This is a genomic window from Nonomuraea purpurea (genome assembly GCF_042650645.1).
Lineage (GTDB): Bacteria > Actinomycetota > Actinomycetes > Streptosporangiales > Streptosporangiaceae > Nonomuraea > Nonomuraea purpurea.
In genome coordinates this window covers 323,787-343,309 of record NZ_JBHSBI010000010.1, presented here as the reverse complement: position 1 = coordinate 343,309, position 19,523 = coordinate 323,787, and the positions used below count along the sequence as shown (strand labels likewise).

Genomic DNA, 19,523 nt, shown 5'->3' with positions numbered 1-19,523 from the left:
TCGAAGGATTACGGAGTGGCCGTCTTCTGTCACATGGATCTCTCCCGCACCACAGCTTGGGCTAGATCACCCGCACACCATCTCCCAGGACGCGAACTGTCTGTGAGTTCGTCGGGGTCGCTGAGGACGTGGATGCGGCTGTAAGTGCTGCCGTTGTTGGTGGTCATCAACGAGCAGTGCAGCACGATCTTCTCCTGCGGACGGGACGGGCGCGCTGGCAAGATAACGCGAATGCGAGAGCGGTACGGCCTCAGCGACGGCCTGGAGGAGTTACGGACAGCTGCCTCCGAAAGGCGGCCGGGAGCCGCGCGGGAGCTGGGGCACCAGCTGAGCGTTCAATGGGAGAGCGTCGATCTCCAGCATCCCGGCGACGTGCCCGAGGGCGAGCAATGGCTGCGCCGGGCACTGGATCAGGAGCCCGAGGACACGGAAGCGGCCGTGTTGCTCGCCTGTCTGCTGCGACAGCAGTTCGAGGTGATCCACGAGGATCTGTGGCAGCGCAGGCTTCCGCCCTCGCCAGACGAGGCGATCGACGAGAATCTGTGGTCGCATGCGCCCTCGTCGGAAGTGCGCCGAACGACGCTGCAGGAATCTCGCCGATGTAGGCGACCCGCAGGCCGTCTACAGCCTCGCCCTGCTCCTGGACGCGACCGGCCGCGAAGACGAGGCGGATCGCCTGCTACGGCGGCCCACCACCGCCGAGTTCCCACTGAACCCGCACCACACCGGCTGGGACCAGCCTGCACCCGGGCCGGCCCGGTGGCTCGAACGTCAACTGAACGCCCACGGCGACCACACGGCAGCTCCGCGCTGGAACCGCCGCGCCGCGTGGCTGGAGGCGGCCGAGCCAGAGCCGATCCAGTCGCCATCACCGGATCCCGGGCTCGAGCGGAAATCCGGCGAGCGGTCGTGCCAAGACGACGACACCCCCTTCTGATAGGGATCGTGACATTGACCGCTTCTGCGCCGCTGGGAATCCCGCTCATGTGGCGAGAGCCGTCACCAGGTTTTCACCGCGAATATGCGGAACGATTCATACCCTTGGTGACGGACGCGTCACCAATCGCAGTGAAACTCCATCGCGGACTCTTGACGAAACCTGTAGCCTTCCGTGAGCCCCACGTCTATTCCGGTGAGATGCCTGGCTTGGACGGACGAATTGGCGACGAACGGCGACATGATGAATACTCTGAATCACTTCAAGCTTGCCCTTGGCCGGCGCCGCCGTGCTCGTCTCCGCAGCCCCTTTCTGCCAGGGTCCGGCTGCGTACCGACCGCATTCCAGGTCAGCCGGATAACGCATACGTGAAGCGCATAAACGAAACGAGAATCGATGCCGCTGCGGGCCACGCGGTCGACGGCCGGAACCATCAGCGCCAGGGGCGGCGAGAAATAACAAAGCCAGGCCTTGTCCTGGCCGGGCGTTTTCACATTTATCACGAAGACCCTCTTCCCTTATCTTCGGGCAAGTTGTTTGCTGCTTGCAAGACACGTCGGTAAATCCAGGTGACAAGGGCTGCCTGAACGTGCCGACATAACCCGATGGAGGAGCACCTGATGCGGGCACGAGTCAAGAAGAAGGTCGCCTTGCTGATCGCGCTGGCGGCAGCCACGGCAATCGCTGTCGGGCCGGCGGGGACCAGCCTGGCGGCAGGCTCCAGTTCAACCACGGCCGCCGCGCTGCGGGCGTTCGGGATCACCGATGACGGCAAGTTGATGGCCACGTTCACGACCGACAAGCCCGAGCAGCTCGACTGGGTCAGAAAGTTCACCGGGCTGGTCACCGACACCTTCGTGATCGGGATCGACTTCCGGGTGCAGGACGGCAAGTTCTACGCCGTCGGCAACCACGGCGGCATCTACACGATCACGCTCCCGACGGCCAACCAGGACGTGGTCGTCACAAAGGTTTCCCAGCTCGCGGTGGGGCTGAAGGGCACGGCGTTCGGCGTCGACTTCAATCCCGCCGCCGACCGGCTGCGCGTGATCAGTGACAACGGCCAGAACCTGCGGCACAACCTGAACGACGGCACGACGGTGGCGGACTCCCAATTAAGCAACGGCCCAGGCTCGCCGGCCTCGGGGGTCACCGCCGCCGCCTACACCAACAACGACCTCAACGCCGACACCGTGACCACGCTGTTCGACATCAACACCTCGACGGCTCAGATCGTCATCCAGTCACCGGCCAACAACGGCCTGCTGGCCCCGACCGGCGCCCTCGGCAAGCCGGTCGCCTTGAACGCGGGCCTCGACATCTTCAGCGACCTGAGCGGCGGCAAGACCGTCTCGAACACGGCCTTCGCCACCATTGTCGACCCCAGCAGCGGCGACGCGACGCTCAACACCGTCGACCTGCTCACCGGCGTCGCCACCCCGGTCAACGACAAGCCGACGTTCCCCCTGACCATCACCGACATCGCCGTCGCTCTCGACACCAACTGACGCACCCCGTCCGACCACCAAGGTGAGCCCGCGCGGGCTCACCAGCGCGCGCGGCACCCCTACCCGTTCAAGGGCGCCGCGCGCCCGCTCTGTCTCAGAGCAAGCCGGTCGGCGTCAGTGGCGTGGATGGTCAATCGCCGCATCCGCGAGCCCTGGGTTGACGTCGGGAAACGAGCCGTCGCCGAACAGGATCCGGGCTGCCAGAGCACGACCGGCACGACCTCGCAGCACGGCTACCGCCGCCTCCGCCGCGGCGGGGGATCGGATGCCGGCGAACACCCGGCGCAGCAACAGACGGCCTCGGAACCTGGCCCGCAACGCGCTCCCGTCGTACCGGCTCAACATGCCTGGGTCGCCAGTACGCACATACCCGGCGGTGACCGCCGCGGCCAGTTCGGACATGCGTAAGCAGGGGTCCAGCCCACCGGCCGTCAGCGGCGACACCGCGCCCGCCGCGTCGCCGACGAGCAGCCCGGTGGGACATGCCAACCGCCGCAACACACCGCCGACCGGGATCGGACCACCTCGACGCTCGACCGGGCCGGTCGGCACCGCACGGCCGGGCGCGTCCGCCGCGAAAGCGTCCATCAGGCGGCGGATGCCTGTGCGACGCATCGCGTCCGGATATCCCGCGACGCCAACGTGCGCGTGCCGGCCGTCGTCGATGACCCACCCCAGATACCCCGGAGCGACCCGGGGATCCACTACGCAGTGAAACGCCGGGGTGGTCGTGCCCGGCGCGATCGGGTGGACGATCTCGGCACCAACGAGGAAGTGCCGGTTGACGTCCAGGCCGAGATCACGGGCCACCCGGGAGCGGGCGCCGTCCGCGCCGACGATGAAGCGGACCGCAACCGGTTCCGCGCCCGCGAACCGCACCAATCCCATCGACGCATCGACATACCGCACCCCCAAAAAGACCCGGGCCCCGGCCGACTCCGCCGCGCGGCGCGCGTGCTCGTAGAGGGCCGCCATGTCGGCAACGCGGTACTCGTCCCGGTCACTGGTGACCCGGATCGGCGCCCGCCGCGACGGCGGATACAGCAGCACGTCCCGGATGCCAGGTCCGAGCAGGTGATCCGGCAGGTCGAAGTCATCAAGGGTGCGACGTACGAAGATCCCCGTCGTGCGGATACCCGTCGACAGCGACCCACGACGGTCGACCACCATCACCTTCAGGTCCCGTAGCGCGAGCAGGCGGGCTGTGTGCAGACCGGCCAGACCCGCACCCACGACCAGTACATCCACTGACTGCATATCCTACGACGATAGGAGCGATACCCCCTTCGTACGGCCATTTGCACACTACCCACCCCATACCTCCACACCGTGACCACACTCGGGATCGTGGAGCTGTTGCGCAAGCGACCGACGCGGCAAAAGTGCCAGGCCATCGCCTCAAGCAGGCGCAGGCGCCGGTTCTAAATACGTATCCAGCACTTTCTCATACGTGGTCTAGACTAATAAGTACCAATCCATAGCCGTTTCGCTGGGTTCGCAGCATTCATCGTCATGGCGTTCCCAGCCCCGGCTACCATGCCATCGGCTCCGCGCCCCCACCTTTCATTAGATCGGCGAGTTCAGGCGATGATGGCGACGCAGGAACAGATCGACGCCGCCCGGCGCCAGATCGAGCAGTTGCGCGATCAGCATGCCGGCGACCTGATCGCGCTCGTGCGCCTGGTCGGCGACGGCGCGCTCAAAGGCGCCGCCGGAGACCGGCTCACCACCGATCTGCGGGCGTGGGATCAGGGCTTCAAGGACGTGTTCACCCGGGCGCTGGCGCTGCTGGACAACCTGCGACCGTCCGATGGGACATCCCCTCAATGAGCCCTCAGGTCGGGATCAACCCCACCCTGATGACACAACTCATCAACGGGATGAAGCGCGCTAGCGACACCATTCCGGACGTCGGCCTCCAGGTAGAGCGCGCCCTGACCGCACTGGGCATCCGCCTGTGGGGCCCGACCCAGGCGCACACCATCGGCCGCCAACTGAGCGACCAGATCCCCGCCCTCCAGGGCCGCCTCGACCTCATCCTCGCCACCCCGGACTCCACCTTCGGCAAGGGCGGCATCCTCTGGGCCAACGAATCCGACTGGCTGTCGAAATCTCCGGCCGAGGGCGCCGCCGCCGCCAAACTCCTGGCCACGAAACTACGGGACCAGATCGAAAGCCACGCCCTCACCGCCGACATGGTGGCCGAAATCGAACGCCACAAGAAGGACCCGTACTTCGCGGTGGCCTTCGCCAAGGAAATCCCACCGCGCGAACTGAAAAGCCTGATCGCCCGCATATACGGATCCGGCCTCCCGCCCTCGGCCCGCCCCGACCAACGCGACGTCAGAACCCAGGACCGCCTCGCCACCATGCTCTCCACGATTCTGGGCACGGCCTCCCGCGGGGTAGGCCAAATGAGGCTCGCCGACGACTACGCCGACCAACTCGTGGACGGCATCGAAGACCCTTTGAACGCCTTCGCGGTGAAAAAACTCCTCCAGGACGGCGAGTTCGACCATAACTTCCTGTTGACGGTGGTCCAGAAGCTGTATGACAAAGACGTGGCCCACCCACCAATCCCGAACCTCCCCCGAGACCCCTGGACGATGCCCGGCCCCAAGGACATCACCCCGGGCGACCTCAGCCCCATGGGCACGGCCCTGACCGCCCTCGCCCACCACCCGACCGTCGCCCAAGACTTCTTCACGGACGCCCAACGCAAACCGCTGGATTTCCTGATGCGACGGCACCCTTGGGATGGGGATGCTGACGCCGACCTCGGATGGGCCATCCAGGTAGCCAGCACCGAATTCCGCGATCACGATTTGCCCCCTGGGGGATCGCGGGGATACAAGTCGGCATTGATCGCGTCGTGGGCAGTCCACTTCTGGAGCGACCCCAGGGTCCAAGCCAATCTCCCGCACACCCGCGCCAACCTGGGGACGATCTTGGCGCAATACACCGGCGACGTGCACCGCGACCTGCAGTCCTTTAGCACAAAGGTTCCGGCCGTGGTGACGGATGTAGACCCAGACAAGAACCTACGAGGCGCGGAACCGTACGGCGCAAAGTTCAATGCGAAAGACACCAATACGGCCATGAGGTGGGCGTTCGAAGACAATGGTGTCTTCCAAACCGTGGCCGCAGCACACGGATTGTATTCCCTCAAGGTGCTGGACGAAATGGCCAACGAAGTCGCGAAAGAGGTCAAGTCCGAGTTCACTGAATGGCAAAAGGCAAATCCGGAGGCCACGCTACAGCAGATCAACGCAAAGCGGCAGGACATTCTCGAAGAGCGCATGAGCCGCAGCGGAGGCGCCGCATTCTCCTGGGCAATAAGAGGACTCAGCAGGACCACTTTTACAATAACTGACGCCGCAAATATTTCCGCCATAAAAGCGGCGAAAGCCGACGATGCGCGCTTCGCCGCCTTCAAGGAAATGGCCGAGAGTGTCGTCGGTCTGGCCCCGGGACCGCAAGGGAAGATCTTCGGACTCATGGTCGACAAAGCCAAGAGCTCAATCTTCGGAAAGATCAAGTCCAGCCAAGAAGACCGGGCCCGCGAAGATGCTGATACCGCGCTGGAAGTGGCTGAGAACATGTTTACAGATCTCACCACGGCTACGATGATGCGCCATGGCCTTTTCGGAGACGAATCAGTGCCCGCCAAAACGCACCCATACCATTACAAGGACTTCTCCCCTGGCGCGGACGGCCACTTTTTGAATAATGGGCAGATCCTGCCACGAGCTGAGATGAATGCCGAACAACTCGATCACTACAAGGATTGGCTGGAACTTGCCGATACTGGCCGCGTCATCGGCCAGCCAGGGAACGCCATAGAGGACGGCTTCAACGATGTCGGCAACTACTACTCTGGGCACGGGTCATGAGAATACAAACGTGGGTATTCCCCGCCCTCACCGTCCTCATTCTGACATCATGCTCGTCTCCCCCCGCCCCAACGCCGGACACCCGACCGCTGGGTAGCGTGACCGCTACCCCACAGGAATGCGACCTCATCTCAGCGAGCGCCATAAGGATCGCCACCGGCCTCGACGACTACAGGGCCAGTGAAACGAAGATGGATATGGGCCGACGTTTCGCTTCATGCTCGGTGCGCGAGAAGGGGGTAACGGATAGCAGTCTTGGACTCCTGATCGAGGTCTTCGACCCGTCACCCAACGATGCGGAAGACCTGAAGAACACGAAGCTGTCCACCGGCGGGAGTGATCTACCTGGCGCATTGGGACCAGGTTTCGCCGCCCGGAGGAAGAATGATAAGGACAAGACGATCGCCTTCGTCTACGGGTGGACACCCGATTACAAGCGTCTCCTCACCATCAACATCATTGAAAACGCGCCAGGCCGTGACTCGCTAGCCGACGCCACCGAATTCTTCCGCCAACTCAAACCCCTCCTGCTGGACAAGCCCCAGTAAGACTGCAGGATCGCAGGGTTTCATCCAACTGACGAACGTAAGCGGTGCTCGCCCAGGGCTGCAGCCGGGCCCGAGCCTGACTGATTTCGTCGATCAGGCGAGCCGAACTGTGCTGTCCAGTGAGGTGTGCAGCCTCCACCAGCTTGGATGCGGCCTCGGGAATCTCCTTCGCCAGGGTCAAAGCGCTCGCATACCGAGTAAGCATTAGCCCATGACGCCTCTTGAATCTTGGATCGTGGCCTGCCAGATATCGCTCGGCCGCCTCTATGACCTGTCCGGGTTTATTCAGCCGAACTTGCATAGAAATTCTTCCAAGTTCTACGACCGGCGGCGCAACCCAATGCAGGAATACTGGCTCGTTGTCCTTCGGCGCAGCGGACAACGTGAGTGCGTTCTCATGCGCTCGGGCACTTGCCGCAGCATTGCCCTCGGCGGCATAGGCCGTCGCGAACAACAATTCGTGTAGTGGCACCAGCAATTTGCTTGGAGATCTGGCTGCCCAGCTTTGAATCGCGAAGGCATGGTCCAGAACCGCGACGGTCCGATCCTGGTCTCCGGCCAGCCTCCCCAGCCAGTAATGCACGTAGCCCACCAGCGCCAGATCCCCCAGGTCAAGTGCCGCGCGCAATGCGTCATGCAGCGATTGCTCGGCAGTTGCGTAATCAAGCAGGTCATAGCTTAGAAAGCCGACCAACTGTGACATTTGCGCATAAGTGTCAAGGAGCCGATCGCGGAGGCCCGGCGGCATCGATTCCCGAGCGAGAAGTCGCCCGACCGCCGCTCTCTGCCCATTGACCACTGGCAGCAGCGTGGCGGGACCCGACACGTCGTCTGCCCGGCGTGCATGCATCTGGAGCTTCTCGAAGGCCCGCACCGTACCTTCGTCCACCCGCCACGTGTTACGCAGCACCCCAGCCAGACGCTCCTCTTCATCGGGGGTGAGGATCCGCAGCATGTCGAGCGCCCGACTGCCACCGAACATCAGAGCCAACTCGAAGAGCAGTTCCCGTCGCTTCACGTCGGCCTCCTCAGCGCCGATCGCTTGCAGCAACCGGACGCACGCTGAAGCGTCCACATGCGAGGTCTCAGCGGGTCTGGCTGCTGCGCTCGTTTCCATAGTGACACGACTCGGAGATGCGGACCGGTTGGCGTCCATGTCGAGAAAGTCCGCGCCGTCGATAAGATCGCGATCAGCAGCCCCGTACGACGCCACAGCCTCGTCACGCAGCAGGCTCCGGGCGGTGGTCTGGTAGATCTTGGCCAGTGCCGTGAGCAGTTGGGCGGGCGGCCGACGCCCCGCCTCGGGCCAGGACTCAAACTCATAAAGTCGCGACTCCCGCAGAGCGGCCGTGCCGGCCGGGTCGGCGTCGTTGACCAGCGCCACCACGTCGGCTGCGGTGCGGCCGTGCGCCAGCCGATAGAGCCGCAACGGGCTCACCTGATGGGTGAGCGCGAGCACGTCGGCGATCTGATCCCAGGTGAAGCCCTTCGCCCGCAGGTGCTGACTCACCGAACGAGCCTGAAGCAGCACCCGGTAGCCCTCTCCAGACATCCGCGCCCCCTCCACACTAAAATTCGATCACCAATTGTAATTTGATGGTCACACTAAGCACCAGCGAAGTTCTAACGGTCAGGGCTCATCAAACTTGATCGGGATCTGAGGTCTCGCCAGGCCCAGGTCCGCCGTGGCCGTCCTCGCCGGGTACTGGAGGAGGCCACCGGCGCCTGGACGACAGCGGCGGATCGCTGACATACCGGCTTCGTGGACCTATCCGGTGAGCAGAGTCTGCTCAGCCAGGGTCGAGGGCCGCATCATCGCCGCCGCCACCAGTTGACTCGGCGAACATGAGGCCTCCGGGCGCGAGCACGGCTTCCGCAACCCCGAAACCCAGCGTCTACGCACCCTGCGCCACTACTCGACGCGTGGTGCGGAAGAGCGTGTTCATTCGCGCTCGCTCCCGGTACAATAAAGCTGTTGTGATGGGGGGCGGATGGTAAATCGACTGGTGTTGACCAGCCAGGTACGCGACTGGCTCCACGAGTTGCGAACTGGAGATCCGGTGACGCGGAGGCTGGTGGCCGAGGCCATCGACCGACTCTTGGATGAGGGCCCGGCCCTGGGGCGTCCCTTGGTGGATCGGATCAGCGGCTCCGACCTGCACAACCTCAAAGAGTTGCGACCCGGGTCCAGCGGAACCAGCGAAGTACGGATCCTGTTCATCTTTGATCCCCTCCGCAACGCGGTCCTGCTGATCGCGGGCGACAAGTCCGGGCAATGGAACCAGTGGTACCGACAAGCCATCCCGCTGGCCGAGCAGTGGTATGAGGCGTATCTGAAGGAGTTGCCATGAGCACCGAGTTTCACTCCTACAGCCGCGAGGAGTTCATCACCGAGTTCGTCCACCCCGACGACCGCCAGGCGTTGCAGGAGGCACGGGAGCGCCGGGTGGCCCAGGTTCGCGGGGGGTTCCTGGCCGACATGCGCAAGAAGGCCGGGCTGACCCAAGCCGAAGTGGCCCAGGCGATGGGGGTGTCCCAGCAGCGCGTCTCGGCGATCGAGAACGGGGCTATCGCCGAACTGGCCACCCTCAGCCTGTACATCCATGCCCTGGGTGGAGAACTGAAGGTCATCGCCGACTTCGGGGACACCTGGCAACGCGTTGCCTGACCGGATCTGCGATGGTCCCATACCGGCCAGAATTGAAGAGGTGAGCCTGGATCCAAGGCCGTAGCGCTCCCGATGATCGTTGGGTGTCGACGCCAGTCGATCAAGAACAGGGGCCGTGTTCGCGTGCCATCGTCCCCAAATCGACGGGCTCGCCCGCCGCCTGGAGCACGTCACCGTCGCCGACCCGCCGACCGGCTTGCTCAATCTGCCGGCCCTGGCCGAGGTCCTGGATGCGGTGCCCCGCCCCGCGCAACCGCCGGGGTCGCCGCTACCGGCTCGGCAGACCGCTGGCGTTATCCGCACTCGGCGGAGCAGCATGCCTGGCAAAGATCATCCGGTTCATCGCCGGATACGATCAGGACAGTGGTGGGATATCGATCACGGCTACCGACGGGTTTGCGCAGGTCAGCGCCGATGTGGCACGCGTGATCCAGGACGATGCGGTGGTGCTCCACCTGACGCCCCTCGCCGCGGCAACGTATTGGTGACGTACCGACCCCGACGTGTCCACGGAGAGATCCCCATGCCCGAGACCACCGCACCTGCCGCTGCGTTCGTCCCCAAGCAGCGCACATCGGAAGCCGTCCATCGCGAACACATTGACGCGATGATCGACCTGCACCCCGGCGGCCTGACCTGGCGACGTACCTTCCCCGGGACCCCGGAGCAGATTCCGGCGGCCCGTCACTTCATCCGTTATCTCCTGGCCGACTCCCCCTGCCAGGACGACGCCGAGCACATCGTCGCGGAGCTCGCCGCGAACGCCGTCCAGCACACCAGCAGCGGAAGCCTCGGCGGCACCTTCATCGTCGAGATCACCCGCACGACCGCCACGGTCACCGTCGCGGTCTACGACTGCGGATGGGGCGGCGTTCCGCGATTCGGGGTCGCATGCTCGGCCACCGCAGAGTGCAGCCGGGGCCTGGCCGTAGTCGCCGCGCTCGCCGACCTGGTCGGGTACGAGGGCGACGACGAGACGGGTCACAGGGTATGGGCCACGATCCGCGCTCACCGCGGTCCGTGATCGGCAGCGCAACCGCCGTGCGCAGGGCCGGGCGGTCAGGCGGTGGTCAGCCAACGGCGGACGTCGGCCATCGCGGTGCCGCCGGAGTCGGCGTCGATCCCGGCGGCAAGGTCGGCGATGGTGATCTGGGCGAGGAAGCCGGACCAGGCTTCTTGGGCGGCTGCCATGGCGCGGGCGATCGCGCAGGGGCGGGCGCAGCTCTCGAGGGCCACGCCAAGGGGGCCGCGCTGCCTGATCTCGGTGCACCGGTAGGCCGGCGCGTCGCCGTCGACCGCCTGGACGACGGAGAGTGCGGTGATCTCCGAGGCGGGCCTGGTGAGGGTGTAACCGCCCACGGAGCCCGCCGTGGAGCTGACGATTCCGGCCCGCGACAGCGCCTGCAGTTGCTTGGCCAAGTACGCCGGAGGGGTGCCGTGGAGCTCGGCCAGGCGGGCCGCGGGGAGCGGCTCGCGGACCTGGCTGAGCGTGACGCAACTGTGCAGCGCCCACTCGACCCCACTCGACATCTTCATGGCGACCACCCTACCCGTCTCGGACACGGACTATCCGAGATGTGATAGAACTCGGATAGTTTTTGTCCGAGATCAAGGGGTGCTCATGGCACGCACGAGAGAAGACTCCCTCTTACACACGTCCCTGGGGTTGGCGGCCGTCGCCCTGTTCGCCGCCGCGGCCAACCTGCGGCCCGCCATCGCCGCGGTCTCGCCGCTGGTGGACCGCATCCGCGCTGACCTGGACCTCTCGGCGACCGGCGTTTCGCTCCTGACCACCATCCCGACGCTGGCCATGGGGCTCTGCGCGCCGCTGGGCGCATACGTGGGCCGTAGGCACGGCCTCCAGCGCGGCGTACTGGTCGGGCTCGTGGTCATCGCCCTGGCCACGGCCCCCCGAGTGCTGGGCGCGTCCACCTGGCTCCAATTCAGCAGCGCGGCCATCGCCGGCACCGGGACCGCCATCGCCCAGACGCTGCTACCCGCCGTGGTCAAGACGCGCTTCGCCGCCCGCGCCGGCCTGGTCACCAGCATCTACACGGCTGGGCTCGGCCTGGGCGGAGCGGTGGCGGCCGGGGTAAGCGTCCCGCTCTCCGACGCTCTCGGCTCCTGGCCGGGAGCTCTGGCCTGCTGGGCCCTGCTCGCGCTGGCCGGTATCGCGCTGTGGTCGGCCGCCAAGGGCTCTCTCGGGCTGGACGACGTCACACCGCCGGCCGGGCCCACGACCCGCGGCCTGCCCTGGCGCAGCGGCGCGGCCTGGCGGATCACCACGCTGTCGGCGGTCAACTCCGCCCTGTATTACTGCGAACTGGCCTGGGTGGCGCCGCTGCTGCGCGACGACGCAGGGGCGGGCGCGGCCTCAGCCGGGTTCATGCTGACCGTGATGATCTCCATCCAGGTCGTGGCGATGCTGGCCGTCCCGGCGCTGCTGGGCGAGGCCAGGGACAAACGCGCCGGGCTCGCGCTCACCATGGCGCTGACCGCCGCCGGCTTCCTGGGACTGGCGTACGCACCCGGCGCCGCCATATGGCTCTGGATCATCGCGCTCGGCGTCGGCCATGGCGGCCTGTTCACGCTCGTGCTGACCCTGCCGGTGGTGGCCAGCCGCGACCCGGGAGAGGCGGGCCGGATCAGCGCCATGGCCTTCTTCGTCGGCTATGCCAGCGCGGCGTTGGTTCCCTTGCTGGTGGGAGCGCTGCGCGACGCCATGGGCGACTTCCGGCTCGCCTTCGGTCTGCTCGGCGCCCTCGGCCTGCTGATGCTCATCCCCATCGCACGCCTGACCACGCCCGCCAAGCCCTGAACCCATACCTGACAGCGACCGGCAGTGGGAGCACGCCGGAGGGTTAGGCCCGCGCTCCGACACCGGGTATGCGGCCCACCGGCGACCTCGCCGAGGCAAGCCGCCGAATCTGGCAACGCGCCTTGCCCGCCTGCACACGACACTCACTCCCGACGCAGACCGCACGCCACCCGCCGTCTGACGATCGCATCCCACCACGACGAAAGCCAAGACCTGTGACCACGCACAACACCGGCCGCCTCGCCTTCCCCAACGACATCCGCCCCACCGGTCTCGGACTCGTCCTGCGCGAATGGGACGACCACGACGTGCCCGCGATGGCCGAACTGTTCGACGAACCTGCCGTCGACCGCTGGACACCGCTACGCGCCCCCTTCGACCAGGCGGCCGCCCGCGCCTACCTGAACCAGGCTCGCCAGCGCCGCGCCTACGGAGAAGGACTCCAGCTCGCCATCACCACCGACGGCCACCGGCCCCTCGGCGAGATCCTGCTGTTTCCCACCGGCACCGCCCACGAGGTGGAACTGGCCTACGCCATCGGCGCCGCGCACCGCCGACAGGGCCTGGCCAGTCGAGCCGTCCATCTGATCACCACCTACGCCTACGACCCCCTGGCCGCCACCCGTGTGCTCTTGCGTATTCCCCCAGGCAACACCGCCAGCGCGGGGGTCGCCCGCTCCGCGGGCTTCCAGCTCACCCCAGCACCGCTGATCAGACGGGAGGGTGCCCGCGACCCGCTACGCACCTGGCTCCACCACTGCACGGAGCGCCTCACCGCTGTCTGACCACCGCGTCACTTGAGGGCATGCCAACTCGACGGCCGGGCACCAGTCCGCCCTCGTACGGGCAGCGGCCCTCTTCCGCTTGTACTTCGGATCAAGCCCGGTCAGAAACCGCTCGGCCGCCTTCACGACAGACCCCACAGCAGGTCCAGGTTGACTCAGCCGGACCGGCAAGGCGCACCTCCCGAGTCCCAAATGCTGATGGCGAAATCCAGTACAGCAACGCCGATGATCGACCTGCACCCCGGCGGCCTGACTTGGCGGCGCACCTTCCCCAAGACCTCAGGGGCAGATTCCGGCGGCCCGTCACTTCATCCGCTATCTCCTGGCCGACTCCCCCTGCCAGGACGACGCCGAACACATCGTCGCCGAACTCGCCGCGAACGCCGTCCAGCACACCAGCAGCGGAAGCCTCGGCGGCACCTTCATCGTCGAGATCACCCGCACGACCGCCACGATCACGGTCACGGTCTACGACTGCGGCTGGGGCGGCGTGCCCGGCCACCGCAGAACACGGCCGGGGCTTGGCCATGGTCACCGCGCTCGCCGACCAGGTCGGGTACGAGGGCGGCGACGAGACAGGCCACAAGGTATGGGCCTCGGTCTGCACTCACCCCTCAGCGCCGGTCGCCCTGTACTCCCCTGGCCGTCAGACGATCGATTGACGCGCTTCCTGGCGTGAACGCCCGGGGTCTGGCCTGTACTGCCGGCCTCCGGGCATGACTGCTGCTTGCCTGTAGTGCCCATTGCCGGGGCGATACGTTCGCCCCGGCAATGGGTGCTCTACTCGGCGTGCTCGACTGCGGCTTTCGGGAATGCGAGCATCACGAGTCCCGTGATCAGGTAGAGCGCGGCGGAGACGATCAGGACGATGCTGAGCGCGTGACTGTAGTCGGGCAGCACCGGCGCTCCGGTGGCTGAACCGGTGACGGCGGTGAAGAAGATCGTGCCGAGAACGGCGATGCCGACGGCGCCGCCGATCTGGTTGACGGTGGAGAGCACTCCGCCTGCGGCGCCTGCGTTGCGTCCGGGGACGCCTGCGAGGACGACGTTGACGAGAATGGGTGCGGCGAGACCGAGCCCGATGCCGCCGATGAAGAGTGCGAGGGCGAGAAGCCAGTACCCGGGATCGTTGCCGTCCTTGACGATGAACCCCCAGGACGAGCTGAGATGCCGCGATGGCGAGCGAACCGGTGATCAGAAGCGTTCTGCCTGCTTTGGCGGCGAGAGCGATGGCTGCCACCTCCGCGCGGACGCTCAAGCTGCTGTCGATCTTCGGGATCGGTGCGACCCTGACAGCCGAGGAACTCGCCACCCGACTCGGAGCGTCGGTGAGAACCGTGCGTCGCGATATCGATGCGCTCCGGGACCTCGGGTACGAGATCGAGGCCGTCCGCGGAGCAGGTGGAGGATATCGGCTCGGTCGCGCTACCCGCTTGCCGCCGGTCGTCTTCGATGAAGACCAGGCCGTCGCCACGGCCGTCGCGCTCCAAACCGTGCCGACGGTCCTTTCCGGCATCCGCGAGAACGCGGCCCGTGCTCTCGCCACGCTGCACCAGGCGATGCCCGCGCGCAGCCGCCTGCACGCCGAAGCGTTCACCGTCTCCTCCGCCCGCACCCCACGGACCGGCGCGCCAAGCAGCTCGTCCTCACCCCCGCGGGCGCGGAGCTCCGCGCCCGCCTGATCGAACTGCTGGTCGAGCACTCGCCGCTGGCCGGACTGACCGCCCAGGAGCAGCGCACCCTGCACGAGCTGCTCAACCGCGCGGTCACTCCCCCCGCATCGAGACCCCGTCCAGAGGACGGAGACGCCCCAAGCATGGTCGCGGGATAACCGTGCTGACGGAGAAACTCTGATCTGGGCACCATGCTCGGCCGCTACTCCTTCTCCCTGCCCGAGTTCCCCGGCGGTCTACGGCCGCCGCAGCCCCCGGACGCCGACCAGCGATGGGGGACGGCACTGGCAGGGGCCAATGAACGAGTGATCTGTATTCCTTCCTGATCGCTTGAGGGATATCACTGTTCGTGGTCGCCGGAGCGTAGCGGCTCCAGGGGGCCTCCGGCATGATCGAGAGCATGGCCTTGCGGATGACATGGCGCAGTTACTCGGTCGGTCAAGATGATCTCGTCACGGTGTACTGGTTCCCCAGGGAGTCGGACTGGCGTATGGGCTACGTCGCGCGAGCACTGGGCGTGTCGCTCCTGTCGCACGAACAGGTGGACGCACGCGGCACGTCCGACGAAATCGACGGCTGGGCCGCCGCCGCGACCGCGTACGTGGACGAGGTCGCCACGGCGGCGGCCGAGCTGGAACGCGTGCAGCTGCTGAACCGGCGATGGCGCGACTGGCCGGTGGTACGCCGGTGGGCGGAGGCGAAGTACGACGAGGCCAAGGCGTCCTACCTGGACCGGGTGCGCGCGGCCACGTCGGCCTACCAACCGGTCCGGGACGTCGTCGAGCAGCGAATCGCGGAGCGCGAGGCCGTCCTGCTCGCCAGGAAAGAACGAGCGCAGCAGAAAGAGGGGCGACGGCAACGGGAGTCCGAGGCCCGGTTCCAGGAGTGGGAACGGCGGCAGGCGGGGCCGACCAGCCCCTGCCCGGTGGGCTCACCCCACGCCAGTTGGCGGCCGGCGGCGACGACCCGGCGCGTTGGCCTCCGGAGGTGGAAGCGGTGGTGGACGACCTCGACACGTGGTGGGCGGGCGTTCGCGCGTCGGTACGCAACGAGCAGGCCCGCGCAGAAGCCAAGCGGAGGGTGATCCACACGATCACCGCCACCGCCGCGGCGCTGGAGGCGGCGGGCACGCCCGGCATCAGCGCCGCCGACGAAGCGCCCCGCGAGGTGCTCCACGGGTGGTGGGTCGACTTCGTCTGGTCAGACCTTCCCGCCGCCCGGCTGCGCACACCGCCGGATATGCCGGTAGACCACCTGGATCACCTACCGCACCTACCGCTTGAACTCCGCGAAGTCTGACGTCCGCGTCCCGATCACGGATCACGCCGACCCGGCCGTCTTCGTGCCGTACGTCGAGGCTGTGGCCGAACGCGCCGTGGCCGCATTCCAGGCCTTGCAGTAGTCGGTCACGGCCGTCTGGTCGGGTCTGGACCGCACCCGGACGCTCCGCTTCGGTGATCGCTTCCGCCCCAGGTCCGTGAGCGCGCTGCGGGAGGTCGGGTGAGGGATAATCGTCCGGTGCTCATCACCGGAATTTCGCCCGCGGAGGATCCGCTCGGGGACGAGTTGCTCACCCTGCAGAAGGCGGCATACGCCATCGAGGCCGGGCTCATCAAGGATGATCGCATACCACCCCTGCACGAGAGCCTGGCCGACCTGCGGGCGCAGCCGCTGCGGTGGCTCGGGGCGGTGGACGAGGACGAGCGGCTGGTGGGGGCCGTGGCGTGGGAGGAATCTGACGACGAGGTGGACGTCAACCGGCTGCTCGTGCACCCCGGCGCGCTGCGGCGCGGGATCGGGCGGGCGCTGGTCAAGGAAGTCTTGGCCGGGGCAGGCGGGCGGAGGGTCGTGGTGGCCACCGGGCGGGACAACGCGCCCGCGCGGAGGCTGTACGAGGGGCTGGGGTTCGCGTTGGTCGGGCAGGTCGAGGTGATCCCCGGCCTGTGGATCGTCAACTACGCTCTCCTCCAAGCTGACCCCGCAGGCTCCTTCCAGGGCTGACTCTGCAGATCACCTTGCGGGATCGCCCCGCAAACCCGGACGTGTCCACCCGATCGGGTTCCTGGAAGATCGCCCACACCGGGCAGCCGCTGCAGGCCACCGGCGGCGCATGGCGAGCACCACCGCGAGCGGGCCATCTGGTCTGGCCCTCCGAGCGTCGTCCAGGAGTTCCGGCCCTATGGCCGCCGGGCAGGCATCATCCGCATCGATCAGCCGCGACATCGCGCGTCTTACACACGACCTCGTTAACGATGGATTCGACGTCGTTGAAAGGTTGTGTCAGAGATGTGACCCGATCGCATCGGGTGGGGTGTGGCGGGCAGGGTGACCGAGGTATGCAGCGCAACCGGACGGTGAGAACCTCGGGGGGACGCATGAAGGTCGGTCTCGGCCTGCCCATCAGTGAGCCTGTGGCGTTGCTGGAGTGGGCACGGCTCGCGGAAGAGGGCCCGTTCAGCACGCTCGGCCTGCTGGACCGTCTCGTCTACGACAATCCTGAGCCCCTGGTGGCCCTGGCCGTGCTCGCGGGGGCGACCTCCAGAATCCGCCTGCAGACCGAGGTGCTGCTCGCTCCGCTCCGCGAGCCGGCGCTGCTGGCCAAGCAGTGCGCGACTCTGGACCGCATGTCGGAAGGGCGCTTCACCCTCGGCATCGGCTTGGGGGCGCGCCGGGACGACTACGAGGCCGTGGGTGCGGACGTCCACCGGCGCGGGGCGCGACTGGAGGAGATGATGGGGGCGATGCGCCGCCTCTGGTCGGGTGAGCCGTACGGTGAGGGGATCGGCCCGATCGGGCCGAAGCCCGCCCGGCGGGGCGGCCCCGAGGTGTTGTTCGGCGCCTTCAGCCCGGCCGGGATCCGTCGTGCCGCCCGCATGGGCGACGGCTTCTTGTGCGCGGCGCACCTCGCCGACGCCGAGAGCCTGTTCCGGTCCACCGAGGCGGAGTGGCAGGCTCAGGGACGCTCGGGCCGTCCTCGGCTGGTCGCGCAGTTCAACGCCGCGCTGGGGCCGGATCACCTGATCAAGGAGGCGCGCGACCGGCTGTACGACTACTACAGCGGCCCCCACTACATGAACCTGCCGGACGGCTTCGCGGAGGGTGCGGTGGCGAGCTTGCTCACCACGTCCGACCAGATCCGCGACACGGCCGCCCGGATGGGGGACATCGGCGCCGACGAGGTCATGTTCTACTGCTGGGCCTCGGACGCGACCCAGGTGGATCGCTTCGCCGAGGCGCTCAGCGGCGTGTGAAAGCCGCCCTGGGTCACTTGACGATCTCCAGGACCGCCATCATGCCGGCGTCCTCGTGGTTGAGGATGTGGCAGTGCAGGACGGTCCTGCCGGTGTAGTTCTGGAAGTGCGTCCGGATGACGATCTGCCCCCTGCGAGGGACGTTCGCGGTGTCCTGCAGGCCGTGGCCTTCATGGGGTCGCCCGTTGACGCTCATCAGCTGGAAATCATTGGTGTGGACGTGGAAGGAATGCTCTTCGTCACTGTCGTTACGGATGATCCATTCCTCGACGGTGTTGAGCTTCGACCGGATGTCCACCCGGTTCATGTCGAACTGCTTGCCGTTGATGTAGAACTGGGTACCCGCCTTGTTCTCGGAGAAGACGATGGTGCGCCGGGCGGCGATGGTGGCCTGGCTCAGGTCCTGTCTCGGCGCGAACGTCGCGGGCAGCGCCGGAGGGTGCATCGCAGGGCCCTCTGAGACGACGGTCGCCAGCGTGGCCTGCGGGAACTGGTTACCTGCGGGTCCGGTGCTGTACGGGAGCGTCCGCAGTTGGGTGCGCCCGGGCGGGCCACCTCGTACGAGCACGTCGAAGCGGTTGCCGGCCGCGAGCAGGAGCGTATCCGCCGTCCAGATCCGGTCGACGGGATTGCCGTCGTGCGCGATCACCTGGAATGGCTGTCCCTGCAGACTGACGCGGTAGTAGATGTTGGCGCTGATATTGGCCAGTCGCCAGAGCTGGATCTCGCCAGGGCGGATGTGGATGGTCGGGTTCATCTGGCCGTTGACGGTCCGGTTGGTCGACGCGCCAATGTGGAGATCCTTGGTTTTGATCGCGTCGCCCTGCACCTGGAAATCTTTGAGCGCGATGACGTGCTCTTTGATAGTGCGCAGGCCCGGCGGCAGATAGCGCTTGAGCCCATCGACGACGATGATGCCCGACATTCCACCGGCGACCTGCTGCGCCGAGATCGGATGCGCGTGTGAGTGATACCAGTAGGTGCCGGGCGCGAGATCGTCAGGGAACCGATATGAGTAGTGGAACGTCTGGCCGGGATTGATGTGGATGAAGACGTTGTCGGAGTGGCCTGACGGTGACACGTGCAGTCCGTGCACGTGCAGATTGGTGTAAGGGCCCAACCGGTTCTCCAGCGCCAGTTCCAGTCTGTCTCCCGGCCGGATCCGCAGCGTGGGCGGCATGTAATGCCCGTTGTAGGTCAGAGCTGACAACGTCCGGCCGGCCACCTCCACCCGCTTCTTCTCCACGATCAGATGGGCGCGGAGGACTCCGTGGTGACTCACCACCTGTGGCGGGTCGCGCAGCGGGGCCCCTTCGGCTGCCGATGGCGGCGGACTATCGGCGAGTCCACTCGCCGCGATGGTGGAAACGAGAGTCACGGCTGCCGCAAAGCCTGCCAGGCCATCTCGAACTCGCATCACACCCCCGATGTGTATGCCATCC

General features: G+C 66.6%; 21 protein-coding genes. 16 read left to right on the top strand and 5 right to left on the bottom strand.

Translation table 11 applies throughout. The features are described 5' to 3' along the window. The first annotated feature begins 550 nt into the window (after window positions 1-550). On the top strand, window positions 551-937 hold the full coding sequence (locus tag ACFOY2_RS21995) for a hypothetical protein (RefSeq protein WP_379529933.1): 387 nt from the start codon (window positions 551-553) through the stop codon (window positions 935-937). 620 nt (window positions 938-1,557) lie between these two features. Continuing rightward, window positions 1,558-2,445, top strand: a complete 888-nt coding sequence (locus ACFOY2_RS21990) for a DUF4394 domain-containing protein (RefSeq protein WP_379529932.1) — start codon at window positions 1,558-1,560, stop codon at window positions 2,443-2,445. Window positions 2,446-2,559: 114 nt separating this feature from the next. On the opposite strand, the gene ACFOY2_RS21985 is transcribed toward ACFOY2_RS21990, so the two are convergent. Further along, on the bottom strand, window positions 2,560-3,702 hold the full coding sequence (locus tag ACFOY2_RS21985) for an NAD(P)/FAD-dependent oxidoreductase (RefSeq protein WP_379529931.1): 1,143 nt from the start codon (window positions 3,700-3,702) through the stop codon (window positions 2,560-2,562). 330 nt (window positions 3,703-4,032) lie between these two features. Between ACFOY2_RS21985 and ACFOY2_RS21980 the strand changes: the two genes are divergently transcribed. From ACFOY2_RS21980 to ACFOY2_RS21970, 3 genes are all read left to right on the top strand, one after another. Then, window positions 4,033-4,275 carry a hypothetical protein gene (locus ACFOY2_RS21980; protein ID WP_379529930.1) on the top strand — a complete coding sequence of 81 codons (243 nt, stop codon included), beginning with the start codon at window positions 4,033-4,035 and terminating at the stop codon, window positions 4,273-4,275. 29 nt (window positions 4,276-4,304) lie between these two features. Then, window positions 4,305-6,338, top strand: coding sequence for a DUF6571 family protein (locus ACFOY2_RS21975; RefSeq protein WP_379529929.1), 2,034 nt, complete (start codon window positions 4,305-4,307; stop codon window positions 6,336-6,338). 98 nt (window positions 6,339-6,436) lie between these two features. After that, window positions 6,437-6,886 (top strand): hypothetical protein, encoded by a 450-nt coding sequence (locus tag ACFOY2_RS21970; protein ID WP_379529928.1) that lies wholly within the window; start codon window positions 6,437-6,439, stop codon window positions 6,884-6,886. Here ACFOY2_RS21970 and ACFOY2_RS21965 read toward each other — a convergent pair. Further along, a complete protein-coding gene (locus ACFOY2_RS21965; protein ID WP_379529927.1) occupies window positions 6,855-8,396 on the bottom strand; it encodes a hypothetical protein in 1,542 nt (513 codons plus the stop codon). The genes ACFOY2_RS21970 and ACFOY2_RS21965 overlap by 32 nt on opposite strands. A 481-nt stretch (window positions 8,397-8,877) precedes the next feature. Between ACFOY2_RS21965 and ACFOY2_RS21960 the strand changes: the two genes are divergently transcribed. From ACFOY2_RS21960 to ACFOY2_RS21950, 3 genes are all read left to right on the top strand, one after another. Continuing rightward, window positions 8,878-9,237: a type II toxin-antitoxin system RelE/ParE family toxin gene (locus ACFOY2_RS21960; RefSeq protein ID WP_379529926.1), complete on the top strand. Its 360-nt coding sequence runs from the start codon at window positions 8,878-8,880 to the stop codon at window positions 9,235-9,237. Next, window positions 9,234-9,554, top strand: a complete 321-nt coding sequence (locus ACFOY2_RS21955; RefSeq protein ID WP_379529925.1) for a helix-turn-helix domain-containing protein — start codon at window positions 9,234-9,236, stop codon at window positions 9,552-9,554. Before ACFOY2_RS21960 ends, ACFOY2_RS21955 begins: the two co-directional genes overlap by 4 nt. A 523-nt stretch (window positions 9,555-10,077) precedes the next feature. Beyond that, entirely contained in the window at window positions 10,078-10,578 is a 501-nt protein-coding gene (locus ACFOY2_RS21950; protein WP_379529924.1) for an ATP-binding protein, read from the top strand. A gap of 35 nt (window positions 10,579-10,613) precedes the next feature. Here the strand turns inward: ACFOY2_RS21950 and ACFOY2_RS21945 are convergent, their stop codons facing one another. Continuing rightward, on the bottom strand, window positions 10,614-11,090 hold the full coding sequence (locus tag ACFOY2_RS21945) for an RrF2 family transcriptional regulator (protein ID WP_379529923.1): 477 nt from the start codon (window positions 11,088-11,090) through the stop codon (window positions 10,614-10,616). Window positions 11,091-11,175: 85 nt separating this feature from the next. Between ACFOY2_RS21945 and ACFOY2_RS21940 the strand changes: the two genes are divergently transcribed. The 3 genes from ACFOY2_RS21940 to ACFOY2_RS21930 all read left to right on the top strand — a co-directional run bounded on the left by ACFOY2_RS21940 (window position 11,176) and on the right by ACFOY2_RS21930 (window position 13,836). Continuing rightward, complete coding sequence (locus ACFOY2_RS21940) at window positions 11,176-12,372, top strand: MFS transporter (RefSeq protein ID WP_379529922.1); 1,197 nt, start codon at window positions 11,176-11,178, stop codon at window positions 12,370-12,372. Window positions 12,373-12,587: 215 nt separating this feature from the next. Next, window positions 12,588-13,157 (top strand): GNAT family N-acetyltransferase, encoded by a 570-nt coding sequence (locus tag ACFOY2_RS21935; protein ID WP_379529921.1) that lies wholly within the window; start codon window positions 12,588-12,590, stop codon window positions 13,155-13,157. 289 nt (window positions 13,158-13,446) lie between these two features. Beyond that, window positions 13,447-13,836: an ATP-binding protein gene (locus ACFOY2_RS21930; protein WP_379529945.1), complete on the top strand. Its 390-nt coding sequence runs from the start codon at window positions 13,447-13,449 to the stop codon at window positions 13,834-13,836. 101 nt (window positions 13,837-13,937) lie between these two features. On the opposite strand, the gene ACFOY2_RS21925 is transcribed toward ACFOY2_RS21930, so the two are convergent. After that, window positions 13,938-14,156 carry a hypothetical protein gene (locus tag ACFOY2_RS21925; RefSeq protein WP_379529920.1) on the bottom strand — a complete coding sequence of 73 codons (219 nt, stop codon included), beginning with the start codon at window positions 14,154-14,156 and terminating at the stop codon, window positions 13,938-13,940. Between the two features lie 176 nt (window positions 14,157-14,332). Between ACFOY2_RS21925 and ACFOY2_RS21920 the strand changes: the two genes are divergently transcribed. From ACFOY2_RS21920 to ACFOY2_RS21900, 5 genes are all read left to right on the top strand, one after another. Then, entirely contained in the window at window positions 14,333-14,839 is a 507-nt protein-coding gene (locus ACFOY2_RS21920) for a helix-turn-helix transcriptional regulator (RefSeq protein WP_379529919.1), read from the top strand. Between the two features lie 391 nt (window positions 14,840-15,230). Beyond that, window positions 15,231-15,914, top strand: coding sequence for a hypothetical protein (locus ACFOY2_RS21915; protein WP_379529918.1), 684 nt, complete (start codon window positions 15,231-15,233; stop codon window positions 15,912-15,914). Then, a complete protein-coding gene (locus tag ACFOY2_RS21910) occupies window positions 15,911-16,129 on the top strand; it encodes a hypothetical protein (RefSeq protein ID WP_379529917.1) in 219 nt (72 codons plus the stop codon). Before ACFOY2_RS21915 ends, ACFOY2_RS21910 begins: the two co-directional genes overlap by 4 nt. A 219-nt stretch (window positions 16,130-16,348) precedes the next feature. After that, window positions 16,349-16,831, top strand: a complete 483-nt coding sequence (locus ACFOY2_RS21905) for a GNAT family N-acetyltransferase (protein ID WP_379529916.1) — start codon at window positions 16,349-16,351, stop codon at window positions 16,829-16,831. 374 nt (window positions 16,832-17,205) lie between these two features. Further along, window positions 17,206-18,081, top strand: a complete 876-nt coding sequence (locus ACFOY2_RS21900) for an LLM class flavin-dependent oxidoreductase (protein ID WP_379529915.1) — start codon at window positions 17,206-17,208, stop codon at window positions 18,079-18,081. A 13-nt stretch (window positions 18,082-18,094) separates the two neighbouring features. On the opposite strand, the gene ACFOY2_RS21895 is transcribed toward ACFOY2_RS21900, so the two are convergent. Next, window positions 18,095-19,498: a multicopper oxidase family protein gene (locus tag ACFOY2_RS21895; RefSeq protein ID WP_379529914.1), complete on the bottom strand. Its 1,404-nt coding sequence runs from the start codon at window positions 19,496-19,498 to the stop codon at window positions 18,095-18,097. Between the last annotated feature and the right edge of the window lie 25 nt (window positions 19,499-19,523).